The organism is Lysobacter sp. CC-YZS074, from assembly GCF_056739745.1.
The window spans coordinates 71,330-84,705 of sequence record NZ_CP200301.1 but is presented as its reverse complement, the minus strand read 5'-3'; the positions used below and the strand labels follow the sequence as shown (position 1 = coordinate 84,705).

Sequence of the window (13,376 nt, the reverse complement as noted above, 5' to 3'; positions counted from 1 at the left end):
GCGGCCATGCCCACGCTGCTGATCGCCGACGACCATCCGCTGTTCCGCGAGGCCCTGCGCGGGGCGGTCGCGCGGGTGCTGCCCGGCGCCCGGCTGCGCGAGGCCGACAGCGTCGCCGCGCTCTACACGCTGGTGGACGCCGAACCCGACGCCGACCTGCTGCTGCTCGACCTCACCATGCCCGGCGCGCAGGGTTTCAGCGCGCTGGTGCATCTGCGCGCGCTGCATCCGCAACTGCCGGTGGTGGTGGTGTCCGCGCGCGAGGAGCCGGCGGTGATGCGGCGCGCGCTCGACCACGGCGCGGTCGGCTTCATCCCCAAGTCGGCCGATGCCGAAACCCTGGGCGAAGCGATCGCCCGCGTGCTTGCCGGCGATCGCTGGGCGCCGGCGGCCGCGCTGGACGCACCGGCGGCCGACCCCGGCGAACACGACGCCGCGCGCCGGCTGCGCGATCTCACCCCGCAACAGTTCCGCGTCCTGCAGATGCTCGGTGCCGGCCTGCTCAACAAGCAGGTCGCCTACGAAATCGGCGTGTCGGAGGCGACGGTGAAGGCGCACGTCACCGCGATCCTGCGCAAGCTCGGTGCCAGCAACCGCACCCAGGCGGTGCTGATTGCCGGCCGCCTCGCGCTGGACCCGGGTGCGATCGTGCCGCCGCCCGAAGAGGGCGACTGACGGCGGCGCAATCGCCGGTGAGCGGCGCGTCAGCCGTGCCGCTGCGCCGCGAGGAAGGCGCGCAGCGAGGCCGGCTTGACCGGCTTGGTCAGCACCCGGCAGCCGTGTTCGCGCGCCGCGTGCTTGACCGCGTCGCTGCCGTCGCCGGTCAACAGCGCGGCGGGCAGGTCGCGGCGGCAGCGTTCACGCAGCGCGTCGACCACGCCAAGGCCGTCCAGGCGGTCGTGCAGGTGGTAGTCGACCAGCGCCACGTCGGGTGACCGGCCGGCGAGCGCCAGCGCCTCGTCGACCGTGGCCGCCAGCAGCGGCGTCGCCTGCCAGCGCTGCAGCAGCGCGCGCATGCCATCGAGGATTTCGCGGTCGTTGTCGACGCAGAGCACGCGCAGGCCGGCGACCGAATCGGCGATGCGCACCTCCTGCGTCACCGGGCCGTTGACCAGCTGCGCACGCGCGCACGGCACCGAAATCGCGAACACACTGCCGGCGCCCACGCGCGAGCGCACCGCGAGCGGATGGCCGAGGGTGCGGGCGATGCGCTGGCAGATCGACAGGCCCAGGCCGAGCCCGCGTTCGCCGTCGCTGCCGGGCCGCTCGAAGCGGCGGAACTCGTCGAAGATCTGCTCCAGATGGTGGGCGGGGATGCCCGGACCGGTGTCCCATACCTGCAGTTCCACCGCGCCCCCGCGCGGGCGGGCCGCGAGCAACACGCCGCCACGTCGGGTGTAGCGCAGCGCGTTGGCGAGGAAATTCTGCAGTGCACGGCGCAGCAGGCGGCGGTCGCTGCGCACCGGCAACGCGGCATCGGGCAGGCGAAGACGCAACTGCAGACCACGGCCCTGCGCTCCCGGTGCGTACTGGGCGGCGAGTTCGCGCAGGAGCTCGCCCACGTCGAAGTCGGTCGGCTCCGGGCGCAGCTGGCCGGCGTCCAGCCGGGAGATGTCGAGCAGGCCGTCGAGCAGGTCCTCGGCCGCGCGCAGCGAGGCGTCGACACGCTCGGCCAGTCGCGCCTGCTCGCCGGCCTCGCCGGCCTCGCGCAGCGCGGAGGTGAACAGCCGCGCGGCATTGAGCGGCTGCAGTACGTCGTGGCTGACCGCGGCGAGGAAGCGCGTCTTCGACTGCTGCGCCGCCTCGGCTTCGCGCGTGCGCTGCTCGACGCGCTGCTCGAGGGTTTCGTTGATCTCGCGCAGCGCCTGTTCGGAGCGCTTGTACTCGGTGACGTCGCTGTAGCTGGTGGCGTAGCCGCCGCCGGCCAGCGGCTGCCCGCGCATCTCGATGACCTGGCCGCTGGCGCGCACCCGCTCGAACACGTGCGGGCTGCCCGTGCGCAGGTGCTGCAGGCGCCGTTCGACCTGCTCCTCGACATCGCCCGCGCCCATCTCACCGCGCTGGGCGTTCCAGCGGATCAGGTCGGCGACCGGGCGGCCGACGTAGAGCATGCCGTCGGGGTAGCCGAACAGCGCCTGGTAGCGCCGGTTCCAGAACACCAGCCGCATCTCGGGATCGACCACGCTGACGCCTTGGCTGATGTTCTCCAGCGTGGTCGACAGTACCTGCCGGTTGAAGCGCAGCTCCTGGTTGGCCTCGTCGAGCAGGGCGACCACTTCGCCGAGTTCCATGCCGGTGCCGCGCAGCGCGCTGGTCAGGGTCAGGCGGGCGGAGGCGGCGCCGATGGCGGCGGCGAGCAGGCGTTCGGTGAACTGCGCGAGCGCGCGGTCGGCCGGCTGCGACGGGTCCCAGCCGCGACCCTGCTGGCGCGCGTGGTCCTCGAACGCACGGCGGGCATGGCGCTCGCCGACGATGCGTTCGGCCAGGGTCAGCAGCTCGCCACCGCGGACGTTGCCGGCCCAGCCGCCCGGGCCCAGTGGCGGGCGCTGAACGTAGGGGTCGAGGAACGGCGCCGCCAGCAGCTGGTCGTGCAGGCGCGGTCGTTGCCGGAGCGAGACGAGCACCAGCAGGCCGGCATTGGCCAGCAGCGACCAGAACACGCCGTGGGTCAGCCGGTCCCAGCCTTCCAGGCCGAACAGCTGCTCGGGCCGCAGCCAGTTGAGGTCGAACAGGCCGTGCACCAGCCAGCGGCCGTCGACCCAGCCACCGCGCGACAGCGCCGGCAGCAGCAGGGTGAATCCCCAGGTGAGCGAGCCGGCGACCAGCCCGGCCATCGCGCCGGCGCGGCTCGCCCCGCGCCAGTACAGCCCGGCCAGCAACGCCGGGGCGAACTGGGCGACCGCGGCGAACGCCAGCAGGCCATGCTGGGCGAGGGTTTCCTCGGCGACGCCGCCGCGGTGGTAGGCGTAGGCCATCATCGCCAGCGCCAGGATCGTCGCCCGACGTACCCACACCACCTGGCGCTCGATGCCGCCCTTCTCGCGCAGCACGTTGTCGTGCAGTGCGCCGCCGCGCAGCAGCGCCGGCATGACCAGGTCGTTGCTGACCATGGTGGCGAGCGCGACGCTGGCGACGATCACCATCCCGGTCGCCGCCGAGAAGCCGCCGACGTACACCATCATCGCCAGCATCGGCTGGTCGAGCGCGAGCGGCAGCGCCAGCACGTAGGTGTCCGGCGACGCCCCGGTGCCGCCGAGCACCGCCTGCCCGGCCAGGCTGATCGGCACCACCAGCACGCTGATCAGCGCCAGGTAACCGCCGAACAGCCAGCGCGCGGTGCGCACGTCGGCGGGGTTCTGGCATTCGACCACCGCCACGTGGAACTGCCGTGGCAGGCACAGCAGCGCGGTGAACGCGATCAGAGTCTGGGCGACGAAGCCGGTCGGCAGGTCCGGCATGACCACCACCGCCGCGCCCTGCACGATCCGGTCGGCCAGCCCGCCGGTGCCGGGCAGGTGCACCAGCGCGAACACGCCGATCGCCACGAACGCGACCAGTTTGACCAGCGACTCCAGCGCGACCGCCAGCACCATGCCGTGGTGGTGCTCGGTCGCGTCGATCCGGCGGGTGCCGAACAGGATCGCGAACACCGACAGCAGCAGCGCGGTGTAGAACGCGGGGTCGGCGAACAGCCCGGTGTCCGCGGATGCGCCGGCGAGCACTTCCACGCTCATCGCCACCGCCTTGAACTGCAGCGCGACGTAGGGCACTGCCGCGATCAGCGCGAGCGCCGCGACCAGGGCGGCCAACCCCGGCGCACGGCCGTAGCGGGAGGACAGGAAGTCGGCGATCGAAACGATCCGCTGCTCGCCCGACACCAGCACCAGTCGCTCGAGGATGCGCCAGCCGAACACCAGCACCAGCAGCGGCCCGAGGTAGATCGGCAGGAAGCCCAAGCCGTTGCGCGCGGCGGTGCCGACCGCGCCGTAGAACGTCCACGACGAGCAGTACACCGCCAGCGCCAGCGAGTACACCGCCGGCCGCATCCAGCCCGGTCCGTCCGCGCGCGGGGTGCGCCGGTCGCCGTAGTGGGCGACCGCGAACAGTACGCCGACGTAGCCGGCCGAAACCAGCAGCAGTACCCAGCCGGGGATCATGCGTGTGGGTCCACCCGTTCCCGTGCCCCTTCACCGGGGTTGCCCGCCGAGTGTACGGGCGAGCCCGGCGGCGAGGGATTGCGGCTTTGGTCGCAGCCGGTGGGTATCCGGCACCGAAGCATCCCGGCCACAAAACGAAAAAGCCCGCCGGATGGGCGGGCTTTTCGTGGTTCCGACAGAACCGGAGGCTTACTTGATCTTGCCTTCCTTGTACATCACGTGCTTGCGAACGACGGGATCGTACTTCTTCATCTCCATCTTGTTCGGCGTGTTCTTCTTGTTCTTGTCGGTGGTGTAGAAGTGACCGGTACCGGCCGAAGAAATCATGCGGATCTTGTCGCGCTTGCCTGCCATGATTCAGTCCTCCTCAGATCTTTTCGCCGCGGGCGCGGAGATCGGCGAGGACGGCGTCGATGCCGTTCTTGTCGATGGTGCGCAGGGCCTTGGTGGAAACACGCAGCTTGATCCAGCGGTTCTCGCTGGCCACCCAGAACCGGCGCTCGTGCAGGTTGGGCATGAAGCGGCGGCGGGTCTTGTTCATGGCGTGCGAGACGTTGTTGCCGGTCGTCGTTCGCTTGCCGGTTACTTGGCATACACGGGACATACGCACCTCGAAAGGTAGTTGGGGCTTCCCTTGGCCAGGGAGGCGGCGGCCCCGCCGAGGCCACGGACGTCCGTGTTCGGCGCGCGATGCGGGTGGTGGAGCCCGCCACGGGGGCGGTTGCTGGAACCGGCGGGCCGGAATCGCGCTTCCGGAGGGCCGCCTTGCCGGCCCCTGCGGCGCGGCTGAACACAGCGAGCCGGGCATTGTCTCTGGTTTTCCCTCCGCAGGCAAGGGGCGCTGCGGCCCCGAGTCAGGGCAGGACGCCCTGACCGAGGGGTGCAGCACCACCCCCGCACCCCGACTTCCGCAGCGCGCCAACGATCGGCTCCACGGTCACGGCAAAGCCCGCTTTATCAAATGCCGGCGATCAACCCGCGACCGCCGCGTCCCGCTTCTCCACGTCCGCGGCACGTTCAGCGATGAACGCCCGCACCTGCGTCTCCAGCACCGGCAGCGGCACCGAGCCCAGTGCCAGCACCATGTCGTGGAACGCCTTGATGTCGAAATCCGCACCCAGCGCCTGCTCGGCCTCGCCGCGCAGGCGCACGATCGCCAGTTCGCCGAGCTTGTAGCTCAGCGCCTGCGCCGGCCACGAGATGTAGCGGTCGACCTCGGTGGTGACCTCGTGCTCGCTCAGCGCCGTGTGGTCGCGCAGGTAGGCCAAGGCCTGTTCGCGCGTCCAGCCCTTGGCATGCACGCCGGTGTCGATCACCAGCCGGCAGGCGCGCCACATCTCGTAGGTGAGGCGGCCGAACTGCTGGTACGGCGTCTCGTAGATGCCCATCTCCTCGCCGAGCTTCTCGACGTACAGCCCCCAGCCCTCGCCGAACGCGGAGATGTAGGTCTCGCGGCGGAAGTCCGGCAGCGCGTCCTGCTCCTCGGCCAGCGCGCCCTGCAGCGCGTGGCCGGGCGAGGCCTCGTGCAGGGTCAGCGCCGGCAGGTTGTACAGCGGGCGCGAGGGCAGGTCGTAGGTGTTGAGCCAGTAGGTGTGGTTGCCGCCGCGGCCGGCGGTCCAGAACGGCGCGATTTCCGGCGGCACCGGCACGATGGTGAAGCGCGCGCGCGGCAGGGTGCCGATGTAGTCGCCGACCACCGCGTCGATCCGCTTGGCGATCCAGGCGGCGTGGTTGAGCAGCTCCTGCGGGGTCCTGGCGTAGAACTGCGGGTCGGTGCGCAGGAAGTGCAGGAACTCGGCGAAGCTGCCTTCGAACCCGACTTCCGCGATCACCGCGTCCATCTGCGCCTGGATCCGCGCGACCTCGTCCAGCCCGATCCGGTGGATCTCGTCAGGGGTCAGCTCGAGCGTGGTGTATTCGCGGATCTGCTGGCGGTACCAGGCCTCGCCGCCGGGCATCTCCGACGCGCCGAGGGTGGTGCGTGCGCCGGGGACGTATTCCTCGCGGAAGAAGGTGAGCAGCGTCCGGTGCGCCGGGATCACCCGTTCGGCGATGACGGCGCGCAGGTCGGCGCGCAGCGCCTCCTGCTCGGTCGCGGGGATGCTGGCCGGCATCCGCTCGAACGGCGTGTAGAAGCCTGATTCGGTCGGGTCGTCGAGTTCGGCGACCATCGCGATCGACACGTCGCGGCCGTCGAGCACCGCGCGCGGCACGCTGAAGCCGCGTGCCAGCCCGGCGCGCATGTTGGCGATCTGCTCGTCGAAGTAGCGCGGCACGTCGGCGAGGCGGTCGATATAGGCGCGGTAGTCCTCGGCGGAGTCGAAGTCGCCGCGAGCCATGAACCCCAGATTCGACCAGAACGAGGAGTCGGAGTTGAACGGCATCTCGTATCCGCGGAACCGGACCTCGGCGGCGAGGTTCTCGACCTGCGGGCGGTACACCGCCAGGTGGATCCGGTTCTCCGGCGACAGCGCGGCCGGGTCGATCGCGTCGAGCTCGGCGAGCACCTGCTCCCAGACGGCGAGCCGCGCAGCCTGGCTAGCGGCGTCGACCGAGGGCAGGTTGTGCCGGGCGGCGTCGCCTTCGCTGTCCTCGCCGGACATGCCGAACTGCTGCTTGCGCCAGGTCCACTCGCGTTCGTAGATCGCCTCGAAGCGCCGGTCGGCGGCGGAGGCGGCGGGCGAGGATTCGTTGGCGTGGATGACGGAAGGTTCGGCGGCTGCGGCGGGCGCGGCGGCCAGTGCGAGGTGGGCGGCGATCAGGACGGAAAGGACAGTCTTCACGGGCGGCTCGGCAGTGGAAGCAGCCGGCATCTTCGCATCGTCCAGGCGCACGCGCCTTTGCCGGACCCGGGCAGTCCGGCAGGCGGCCGCGGCCCGGCGTTCGCACACAAAAAAGGCCCGGCGATGCCGGGCCTTCCCAGGTCGATCTCCGGTCCGTCGGTGTCAGCGCACGCGGCCGCGACGGAACAGGTTGACGATCGCCAGCAGGACGATCGCGCCCACCAGTGACAGCAGCAGGCCCGACAGACTGAAGTCGCCGTCGTTGATGTCGCCGCCCAGGCCGAGCATGCCGCCGATCCAGCCGCCCAGGAACGCGCCGATGATGCCGACGACGATGTTCAGGAAGATGCCCTGCTGGCCATCGGTCTTCATGATCATGCTGGCAATCCAACCGATGATGCCGCCAACGATCAGCCAAATGATGATACCCATCATGTTCGTATCTCCTTGGTCCGTTACAGAGGGTGAGAGCGCACCCCTGCTTGGGGGCGGAGCCAGTCTGTAGAGCCTTGCGTGACGGGCACGTCAGGGATGAACGGGCGTCGCCGAGGCACCTGCGCGCCGCCGTTACCGGGCCGTCCGGGCGCCCTGTCGGGCCGGAGTCAGCTCCGCAGCAGCTCGAGCAGCGCGTGGCGGGGCAGCTTGCCGGTGTCGTTGCGCGGCAGGGCCTCGACCAGGCGCAGGCGGCGCGGCAGGAACACCGGATCGACCTGGCGCCGCAGTGCCGCCAGCAGCGAGGCCTCGTCCAACCCCGGCGCCACCGCGAGGGCCGCGATCCGACGCACCCCGGTGTCGTCGCCGGCGTCCAGCTGCAGCACCACGCCGTCCACCACGCCCGGCACGGCGAGCAGTTTGCGGGTCAGGTCGGCCAGCGAGGCGCGCTTGCCGGCGATCTCCAAGAGGTCGGCGTTGCGTCCGCGCAGCTCGAAGCGGCCGTCGGGCAGCACTTCGACCAGGTCGGCCAGCACCACCGGCTCGGCCAGGTGCGGGGCGTGCACGGCGGTGCCGTCGGGTTGCGGTGCCAGGCGCACGCCGGGCAATGGCGTCCAAGCGGTTTCCCGCGCGGTGCGTCGCCGGGCGAACACGCAGGTCTCGGTCGAACCGAACACCTCGCGCACTTCGCAGCCGAAGCGCGCCTCGGCGGCCTGCGCCAGTTCGGCCGGCAGCGGCGCGGTGGCCGAGACGATGCCGGCCAGCGGCGGCAGGCCGACGCCGGATTCGACCAGCGCGCGCAGGTGGACCGGCGTGGTGACGAGCAGCGGCGGGGTGACCGCCTCGGCCAGCGCGCGGGCGACATCCCCGGGGAAGAACGGCCGTGCGCCGTGCACCGCCACCGGCCCCAGCAGCGGCAGCAGCACCGACATCTCCATGCCGTACATGTGCTGCGGCGGCACGGTGGCGACGACGTGGGTGCTGCCGTGGCGGTCGAGCAGGTCGGCCAGGGCGGCGAGGTTCTGCGCGGTGCTGCGCTGGAACGAGTGCCAGTGCTTACGGTTGGCGGTCGGCTGGCCGGTGCTGCCGGAGGTGAAGCCGATCGCCACCAGCGCGTCGGCGGCGATCTCCAGCGGCCCGCCGTCGGCCTGCGGCAACGCCGCGGGCAGGCAGGTGTAGTGCGGCGGCTGCGGGTCGAGCGGGTGGTCGCCGAGGCAGTAGCTGCCGGGGTGCTGCGCCAGCACGTCGTCGACCACCGCGGCCGCGCGCGAGGACGGCAACAGGGTGACCTGGCCACGCAGGGTGGCGGCGCAGAACGCGACCAGGAACCGGTAGCGGTCCTCGCACAGGTTGATCGCCCACGGCGCGTCGGGAAGCATCGCGGCCACCGCGCGGACCTCGCGCTGGAACCGCTCGAGGGAAATGTCGCCCCGGGCGTCGAACGCGATCGCGCGCCCGGCGGCGCCGGTGGCCAGCGCCGAACGGGCGCCTGATACCGCTGGCGCGGCAATGGTGTCGATAACCGCAGACATAGCTTTGTTGTTCCTGCGGCCAGGCCGCGCCCCTGCGATTAGCTTACGCTGGCCGCCCCGCAGGAGGCCAACGCCCCGCATGACCCCGCCCGCGCTACCGCCCGGCCCGCGCTGGACATGGTTGCCGCTGCCACCGGGCACCCCGGCCGAGCCGCTGGTGCGGGCCTGGCTCGGCGAGCAGCTGGGCTGCGCCGCAGGCGACGTGCCGCTGGTCCGCGACGGCCGCGGACGGCCGCGGCTCGTGTCGTGCCCGCCGCGGTTCGACTGCAACTGGAGCCACAGTGGCGAGGGCCTGCTGGTGGCACTCGTCGAGGGCGGCCGGGTCGGCATCGATCTGGAATGGCTGCGTCCCCGCCCGCGGGCGCTGGCCCTGGCCCGGCGCTTTTTCGACCCGGCCGAGGCCGGCTGGCTGAAGGCTCTGGACGAAGCGGAGCAGGCCCGGTCGTTCCTGCGCCTGTGGTGCGCCAAGGAGGCGCTGCTGAAGGCGCACGGACACGGAATCTCGTTCGGGCTGGACCGCCTGCGGTTCACCGATACCGCCGAAGGGCTGCGGCTGCAGGCGTGCGATCCGGCACTGGGCGCGGTGGAGGCATGGTCGATACAGGAACTGCGCCCGGCGTCCGGCTATGTCGGTGCGCTGGCCTGGAATGCGCGGGAGCGGCGCCCGAGCAGTCATAATCGCGGCCGATGAACGACGCTCTTTCCCCCGACCTGCGCGCGCGCCTCGGCGCCGCGCTCGAACCCGGCCTCGAAACACTCGGCCTGGCGGGCGGGTTGTCCGCGCCGCTGCTGGACTATCTGGCGCTGCTGGTGCGCTGGAACCGCACCTACAACCTGACCGCGGTGCGCGACCCGCGCGAGATGGTCGACAAGCATCTGCTCGACTCGCTGGCAATGCACGCCCACGTCGACGCCATCGCCAGTGCCGGCGGCGCGCTCGCCGACCTGGGCACCGGCGCCGGCCTGCCCGGCATCCCGCTGGCGATCGCCAAGCCGGGGCTGCGGGTGACCTTGGTGGAGAGCAACGGCAAGAAGGCGCGGTTCATGCGCGAAGCGATCCGCAGGCTGTGCCTGTCCGACGTGCGGGTCGCGGAGTCGCGCATCGAGGCGCTCGACGAGCCCGGCGCGTTCGATGCGATCACCGCACGCGCGTTGGCCACCCTGCCGCTGATCGTCGAACTCGGCGGGCACCTGCTCAAGCCCTGCGGCCGGCTGCTCGCAATGAAGGGCGTCCACCCGGTCGACGAGATCGCCGCCCTGCCGCCCGGCTGGACGGTGGCGTCGTCGCACCCGCTGCGGGTGCCGGGACTGGACGCCGAGCGCCACCTGGTGGTGGTGGAGCGCCGGGCGTCGGCTGACTGACCGGGGTTGCCGGAGGCGCGGGTGCGCCCGGCGTGCGCGCGGGTGCCCGGCGGTCACCCGCGCGCGTTGCGGGGGCGGAACGTGATCCGGATCACGGCGGCGCCCGCCGCGCCCGGTTTCCGTCGGCGCGCCGGCCCCGTTCGGGCAAGCGCCGCCCGAGGCGGGCATAATCCCCTGTCCGACCGGCGCGCCGCGCCGTCCTGCGCATCCATAGAGAATCAGGGGACGAGCCGCATGGCCCGCATCATCGCCGTCGCCAACCAGAAGGGCGGGGTCGGCAAGACCACCACCGCGGTCAATCTCGCCGCCGCGCTCGCGCGCACGCCCAAGAAGGTGCTGCTGGTCGACCTCGACCCGCAGGGCAACGCCACCATGGGCAGCGGCGTCGACAAGCGCGAGCTCGATACCTCGGTCTGCGAGGTGCTGCTCGGTGAGACCGATGCGCCGGCGGCGATCGTGCGCGCGCCGGAAGATTTCGACCTGCTGCCCGGCAACATCGACCTGACCGCCGCCGAGATCCGGCTGATGGGCATCGAGGGGCGCGAACAGAAGCTCAAGCAGGCGCTGGCGCCGATCGCCGGCGACTACGACTTCATCCTGATCGACTGCCCACCGGCGCTGTCGCTGCTGACCCTCAACGCGCTGACCGCGGCCGATTCGATCATCGTGCCGATGCAGTGCGAGTACTACGCGCTGGAAGGCATCAGCGCGCTGCTCGACACCATCGAAGCGCTCAAGGCCAACCTCAATCCGGGCCTCGAGATCGAGGGCGTGCTGCGCACCATGTTCGACGTGCGCAACAACCTCGCCAACGCGGTCTCCGCCGAACTCACCCACCACTTCGGCGACCGCGTGTTCCGCACCATCGTGCCGCGCAACGTGCGCCTGGCCGAAGCGCCCAGCCACGGCCAGAGCATCGTCGGCTACGACAAGGCCAGCCGCGGTGGCATCGCCTATCTCGGCCTGGCCGGCGAGGTGCTGCGGCGCCAGCGCGAACGCCAGTCCGACCGGTCCAACACGCAACCGCAGGAGGCCACTGCATGACGGCTGCCGAGAACAGCGCCCCCAAGCCCACACCCAAGGGCGCGGCGGCGAAGAAGCGTGGCCTCGGCCGTGGCCTCGAAGCCCTGCTCGGGCCGAAGGCCGCCGCCGAGGCACCCGCGCTGGAAGCGACCGGCAGCGACACCCTGCGCCACCTTCCGATCGACGCGCTCACCGCCGGCAAGTACCAGCCGCGCAAGCACTGGGATGACGAGAAGCTCGACGAGCTGGCCGAGTCGATCCGCGCCCAGGGCGTGATCCAGCCGATCGTCGTGCGCGAGGTGCGCGAAGACGACGGCCGCGGCTCGCGCACCTACGAGATCATCGCCGGCGAACGCCGCTGGCGGGCCAGCCAGCGCGCCGGCCTTGCCGAGATCCCGGTGGTGGTGCGCGAGGTCGACGACCGGACCGTGGTCGCGATGGCGCTGATCGAGAACATCCAGCGCGAGGACCTCAACCCGCTGGAAGAGGCGAACGCGCTCCAGCGCCTGATCGACGAGTTCGACCTGACCCACGCGCAGGCCGCCGAGGCGGTCGGCCGCTCGCGCGCGGCGGTGTCGAACCTGCTGCGCCTGCTGGAGCTGCCGCCGGCGATCCGCGCGCTGGTCGAATCACGCCGGCTGGAAATGGGCCACGCCCGCGCGTTGCTGACGCTGTCGCCGGAGCTGGCGAGCAAGCTCGCCGCCGACGCCGCCGAGCACGGCTGGTCGGTGCGCGAGGTCGAGCACCGGGCCCAGCAGTTCGCCCTCGGCAAGGTGCCCGAGGGTAAGCGCGCGAAGCCGGCGAAGGCGAGGCCGCAGGCCGACATCGTCAGCCTCGAACGCGAGCTGTCGGAGTCGCTCAACACCAAGGTCAACGTGCTCCACGGGCGTGGCGGCAAGGGCCGGCTGGTCATCCACTACAGCGATGTCGACTCGCTGGAGGGTGTGCTCGAGAAGCTGCGCGCCGGTCGCGCCGAATAGCGGCGCGGTCGGCACGGCCGGAATGACGGGGGGTCAGTCGTGGGCGTCGGCCGGCTCGGCGACATCCAGCATCTCTTCCAGCTGCGACAGCGTGGCGTCGTCCTTGATGACGCGCCGGAGCCAGATGTGCAGCGGCATCTCGCCCCAGTGGGCGGCCTTGTCGGCGAGGTACGCGACCGGGCTGTGCGGCTCGGTGCGGCGGAAGAAGTCGGCGACCCGGCGCAACTGGACAATCGCATCGCGGCGGGTGGCGATCTCGCCGGTGGCCGCTTGGCGCGGCGCGCCGGATGGCACCGGGGGGGCAGCGGCAGGTTCGTCCGTCACCGGCCCGGCCGCGTCGTCGACCAGCACGCCGGCTTCGCGCGCGAAGCGCTGGACGGTATCGCCCAGATGGGAAAGCTGGTCGCGCAACGCGGTGAAGCTCGGCCCGTCCTGGCCGAGGCGTGCATCCACCGCCCGCTCCAGCGCGGCGAGTGCCTCGCGGCAGTCGGGCAGCGATTCGGTGAGCTGCAGGTAGAACTCGCGCGGGGTGTCGCGGCGCGCGGCTTCCAGGGTCTCCAGTGCCGGCACGTCGCCGTCACCCGCGCGCGAACGTGCGGCTTCGAAGTCGACCAGGCCGAACCGGCCCTGCGGCGCCTGGGTCAGAGGCAGCTTGCGCAGCCAGTCGCCGGAGTGCGAGATGAGCCAGCTCAGGTTGCCGATGCGCTGTTCGAGGTCACCGTCCTCGACCTGCGGATGGACCTCGTCCCAGAACCTGTCGCACAGGCCCGCCACCAGCCGGTAGCCCGTCGCGAGTCCGGCGATGCCGTGGTTGTGGGTCTGCGCCTCGGTCCACCACACCGCCAGCCGCAGGTCCTTGCTGCGTTCGCGCAGCAGCCGGGTGCACTGCTTCGCCACCGCGGGCCAGTCGGCACTCTTGAGTTCGGTGACCCACTCGCCCTGTTCCAGCGACGGATCGTCGGCGCGGCGGGCCTCCTGGATGACGTCGTATTCGAGGGAGAACGACAGGTCCTCGCCCGCGGGCTGGCTGTCGGAAACGGGAGAAAGCAGGGCGTCCAGGTCGAGCATGTGCAGTCCGTGGCGTACTGGCGGGGCGGAGCGGAAACC

General features: G+C 71.6%; 12 protein-coding genes. 5 read left to right on the top strand and 7 right to left on the bottom strand.

What is annotated here, in order from left to right:
* Positions 1 to 6: 6 nt before the first annotated feature.
* On the top strand, positions 7 to 675 hold the full coding sequence (locus tag U8331_RS00370; RefSeq protein WP_481131660.1) for a response regulator: 669 nt from the start codon (positions 7 to 9) through the stop codon (positions 673 to 675).
* 29 nt (positions 676 to 704) lie between these two features.
* Here the strand turns inward: U8331_RS00370 and U8331_RS00365 are convergent, their stop codons facing one another.
* The 6 genes from U8331_RS00365 to U8331_RS00340 all read right to left on the bottom strand — a co-directional run bounded on the left by U8331_RS00365 (position 705) and on the right by U8331_RS00340 (position 8,892).
* The gene (locus tag U8331_RS00365) at positions 705 to 4,157 is read right to left on the bottom strand and encodes a hybrid sensor histidine kinase/response regulator (protein ID WP_481131659.1); all 3,453 of its coding nucleotides are present in this window, start codon (positions 4,155 to 4,157) and stop codon (positions 705 to 707) included.
* 189 nt (positions 4,158 to 4,346) lie between these two features.
* Entirely contained in the window at positions 4,347 to 4,514 is a 168-nt protein-coding gene (gene rpmG, locus U8331_RS00360; protein WP_203225050.1) for a 50S ribosomal protein L33, read from the bottom strand.
* A gap of 10 nt (positions 4,515 to 4,524) precedes the next feature.
* Complete coding sequence (gene rpmB, locus U8331_RS00355) at positions 4,525 to 4,761, bottom strand: 50S ribosomal protein L28 (protein WP_036211982.1); 237 nt, start codon at positions 4,759 to 4,761, stop codon at positions 4,525 to 4,527.
* Between the two features lie 367 nt (positions 4,762 to 5,128).
* Complete coding sequence (locus U8331_RS00350; protein ID WP_481131658.1) at positions 5,129 to 6,970, bottom strand: DUF885 domain-containing protein; 1,842 nt, start codon at positions 6,968 to 6,970, stop codon at positions 5,129 to 5,131.
* A 132-nt stretch (positions 6,971 to 7,102) separates the two neighbouring features.
* Entirely contained in the window at positions 7,103 to 7,372 is a 270-nt protein-coding gene (locus U8331_RS00345) for a GlsB/YeaQ/YmgE family stress response membrane protein (RefSeq protein WP_412698890.1), read from the bottom strand.
* A gap of 170 nt (positions 7,373 to 7,542) precedes the next feature.
* The gene (locus U8331_RS00340; RefSeq protein ID WP_481132855.1) at positions 7,543 to 8,892 is read right to left on the bottom strand and encodes an AMP-binding protein; all 1,350 of its coding nucleotides are present in this window, start codon (positions 8,890 to 8,892) and stop codon (positions 7,543 to 7,545) included.
* Between the two features lie 91 nt (positions 8,893 to 8,983).
* Between U8331_RS00340 and U8331_RS00335 the strand changes: the two genes are divergently transcribed.
* From U8331_RS00335 to U8331_RS00320, 4 genes are all read left to right on the top strand, one after another.
* Positions 8,984 to 9,595 carry a 4'-phosphopantetheinyl transferase family protein gene (locus tag U8331_RS00335; protein WP_481131657.1) on the top strand — a complete coding sequence of 204 codons (612 nt, stop codon included), beginning with the start codon at positions 8,984 to 8,986 and terminating at the stop codon, positions 9,593 to 9,595.
* The gene (rsmG, locus tag U8331_RS00330) at positions 9,592 to 10,266 is read left to right on the top strand and encodes a 16S rRNA (guanine(527)-N(7))-methyltransferase RsmG (RefSeq protein ID WP_481131656.1); all 675 of its coding nucleotides are present in this window, start codon (positions 9,592 to 9,594) and stop codon (positions 10,264 to 10,266) included. The genes U8331_RS00335 and rsmG overlap by 4 nt, the downstream gene beginning before the upstream one ends.
* A gap of 234 nt (positions 10,267 to 10,500) precedes the next feature.
* Positions 10,501 to 11,310: a ParA family protein gene (locus tag U8331_RS00325; RefSeq protein WP_481131655.1), complete on the top strand. Its 810-nt coding sequence runs from the start codon at positions 10,501 to 10,503 to the stop codon at positions 11,308 to 11,310.
* Entirely contained in the window at positions 11,307 to 12,269 is a 963-nt protein-coding gene (locus tag U8331_RS00320) for a ParB/RepB/Spo0J family partition protein (RefSeq protein WP_481131654.1), read from the top strand. The genes U8331_RS00325 and U8331_RS00320 overlap by 4 nt, the downstream gene beginning before the upstream one ends.
* A 33-nt stretch (positions 12,270 to 12,302) precedes the next feature.
* Here U8331_RS00320 and tssA read toward each other — a convergent pair whose 3' ends face one another.
* Positions 12,303 to 13,337, bottom strand: a complete 1,035-nt coding sequence (gene tssA / locus U8331_RS00315) for a type VI secretion system protein TssA (protein ID WP_481131653.1) — start codon at positions 13,335 to 13,337, stop codon at positions 12,303 to 12,305.
* Between the last annotated feature and the right edge of the window lie 39 nt (positions 13,338 to 13,376).

Bases quoted from the DNA above. Each gene is read 5' to 3' on its own strand.
- U8331_RS00370 (WP_481131660.1), top strand. From the start codon at position 7: ATGCCCACGCTGCTGATCGCCGACGACCATCCGCTGTTCCGCGAGGCC.
- U8331_RS00365 (WP_481131659.1), bottom strand. From the start codon at position 4,157: ATGATCCCCGGCTGGGTACTGCTGCTGGTTTCGGCCGGCTACGTCGGC.
- rpmB (WP_036211982.1), bottom strand. From the start codon at position 4,761: ATGTCCCGTGTATGCCAAGTAACCGGCAAGCGAACGACGACCGGCAAC.
- U8331_RS00350 (WP_481131658.1), bottom strand. From the start codon at position 6,970: ATGCCGGCTGCTTCCACTGCCGAGCCGCCCGTGAAGACTGTCCTTTCC.
- U8331_RS00345 (WP_412698890.1), bottom strand. From the start codon at position 7,372: ATGGGTATCATCATTTGGCTGATCGTTGGCGGCATCATCGGTTGGATT.
- U8331_RS00335 (WP_481131657.1), top strand. From the start codon at position 8,984: ATGACCCCGCCCGCGCTACCGCCCGGCCCGCGCTGGACATGGTTGCCG.
- rsmG (WP_481131656.1), top strand. From the start codon at position 9,592: ATGAACGACGCTCTTTCCCCCGACCTGCGCGCGCGCCTCGGCGCCGCG.
- U8331_RS00325 (WP_481131655.1), top strand. From the start codon at position 10,501: ATGGCCCGCATCATCGCCGTCGCCAACCAGAAGGGCGGGGTCGGCAAG.
- U8331_RS00320 (WP_481131654.1), top strand. From the start codon at position 11,307: ATGACGGCTGCCGAGAACAGCGCCCCCAAGCCCACACCCAAGGGCGCG.
- tssA (WP_481131653.1), bottom strand. From the start codon at position 13,337: ATGCTCGACCTGGACGCCCTGCTTTCTCCCGTTTCCGACAGCCAGCCC.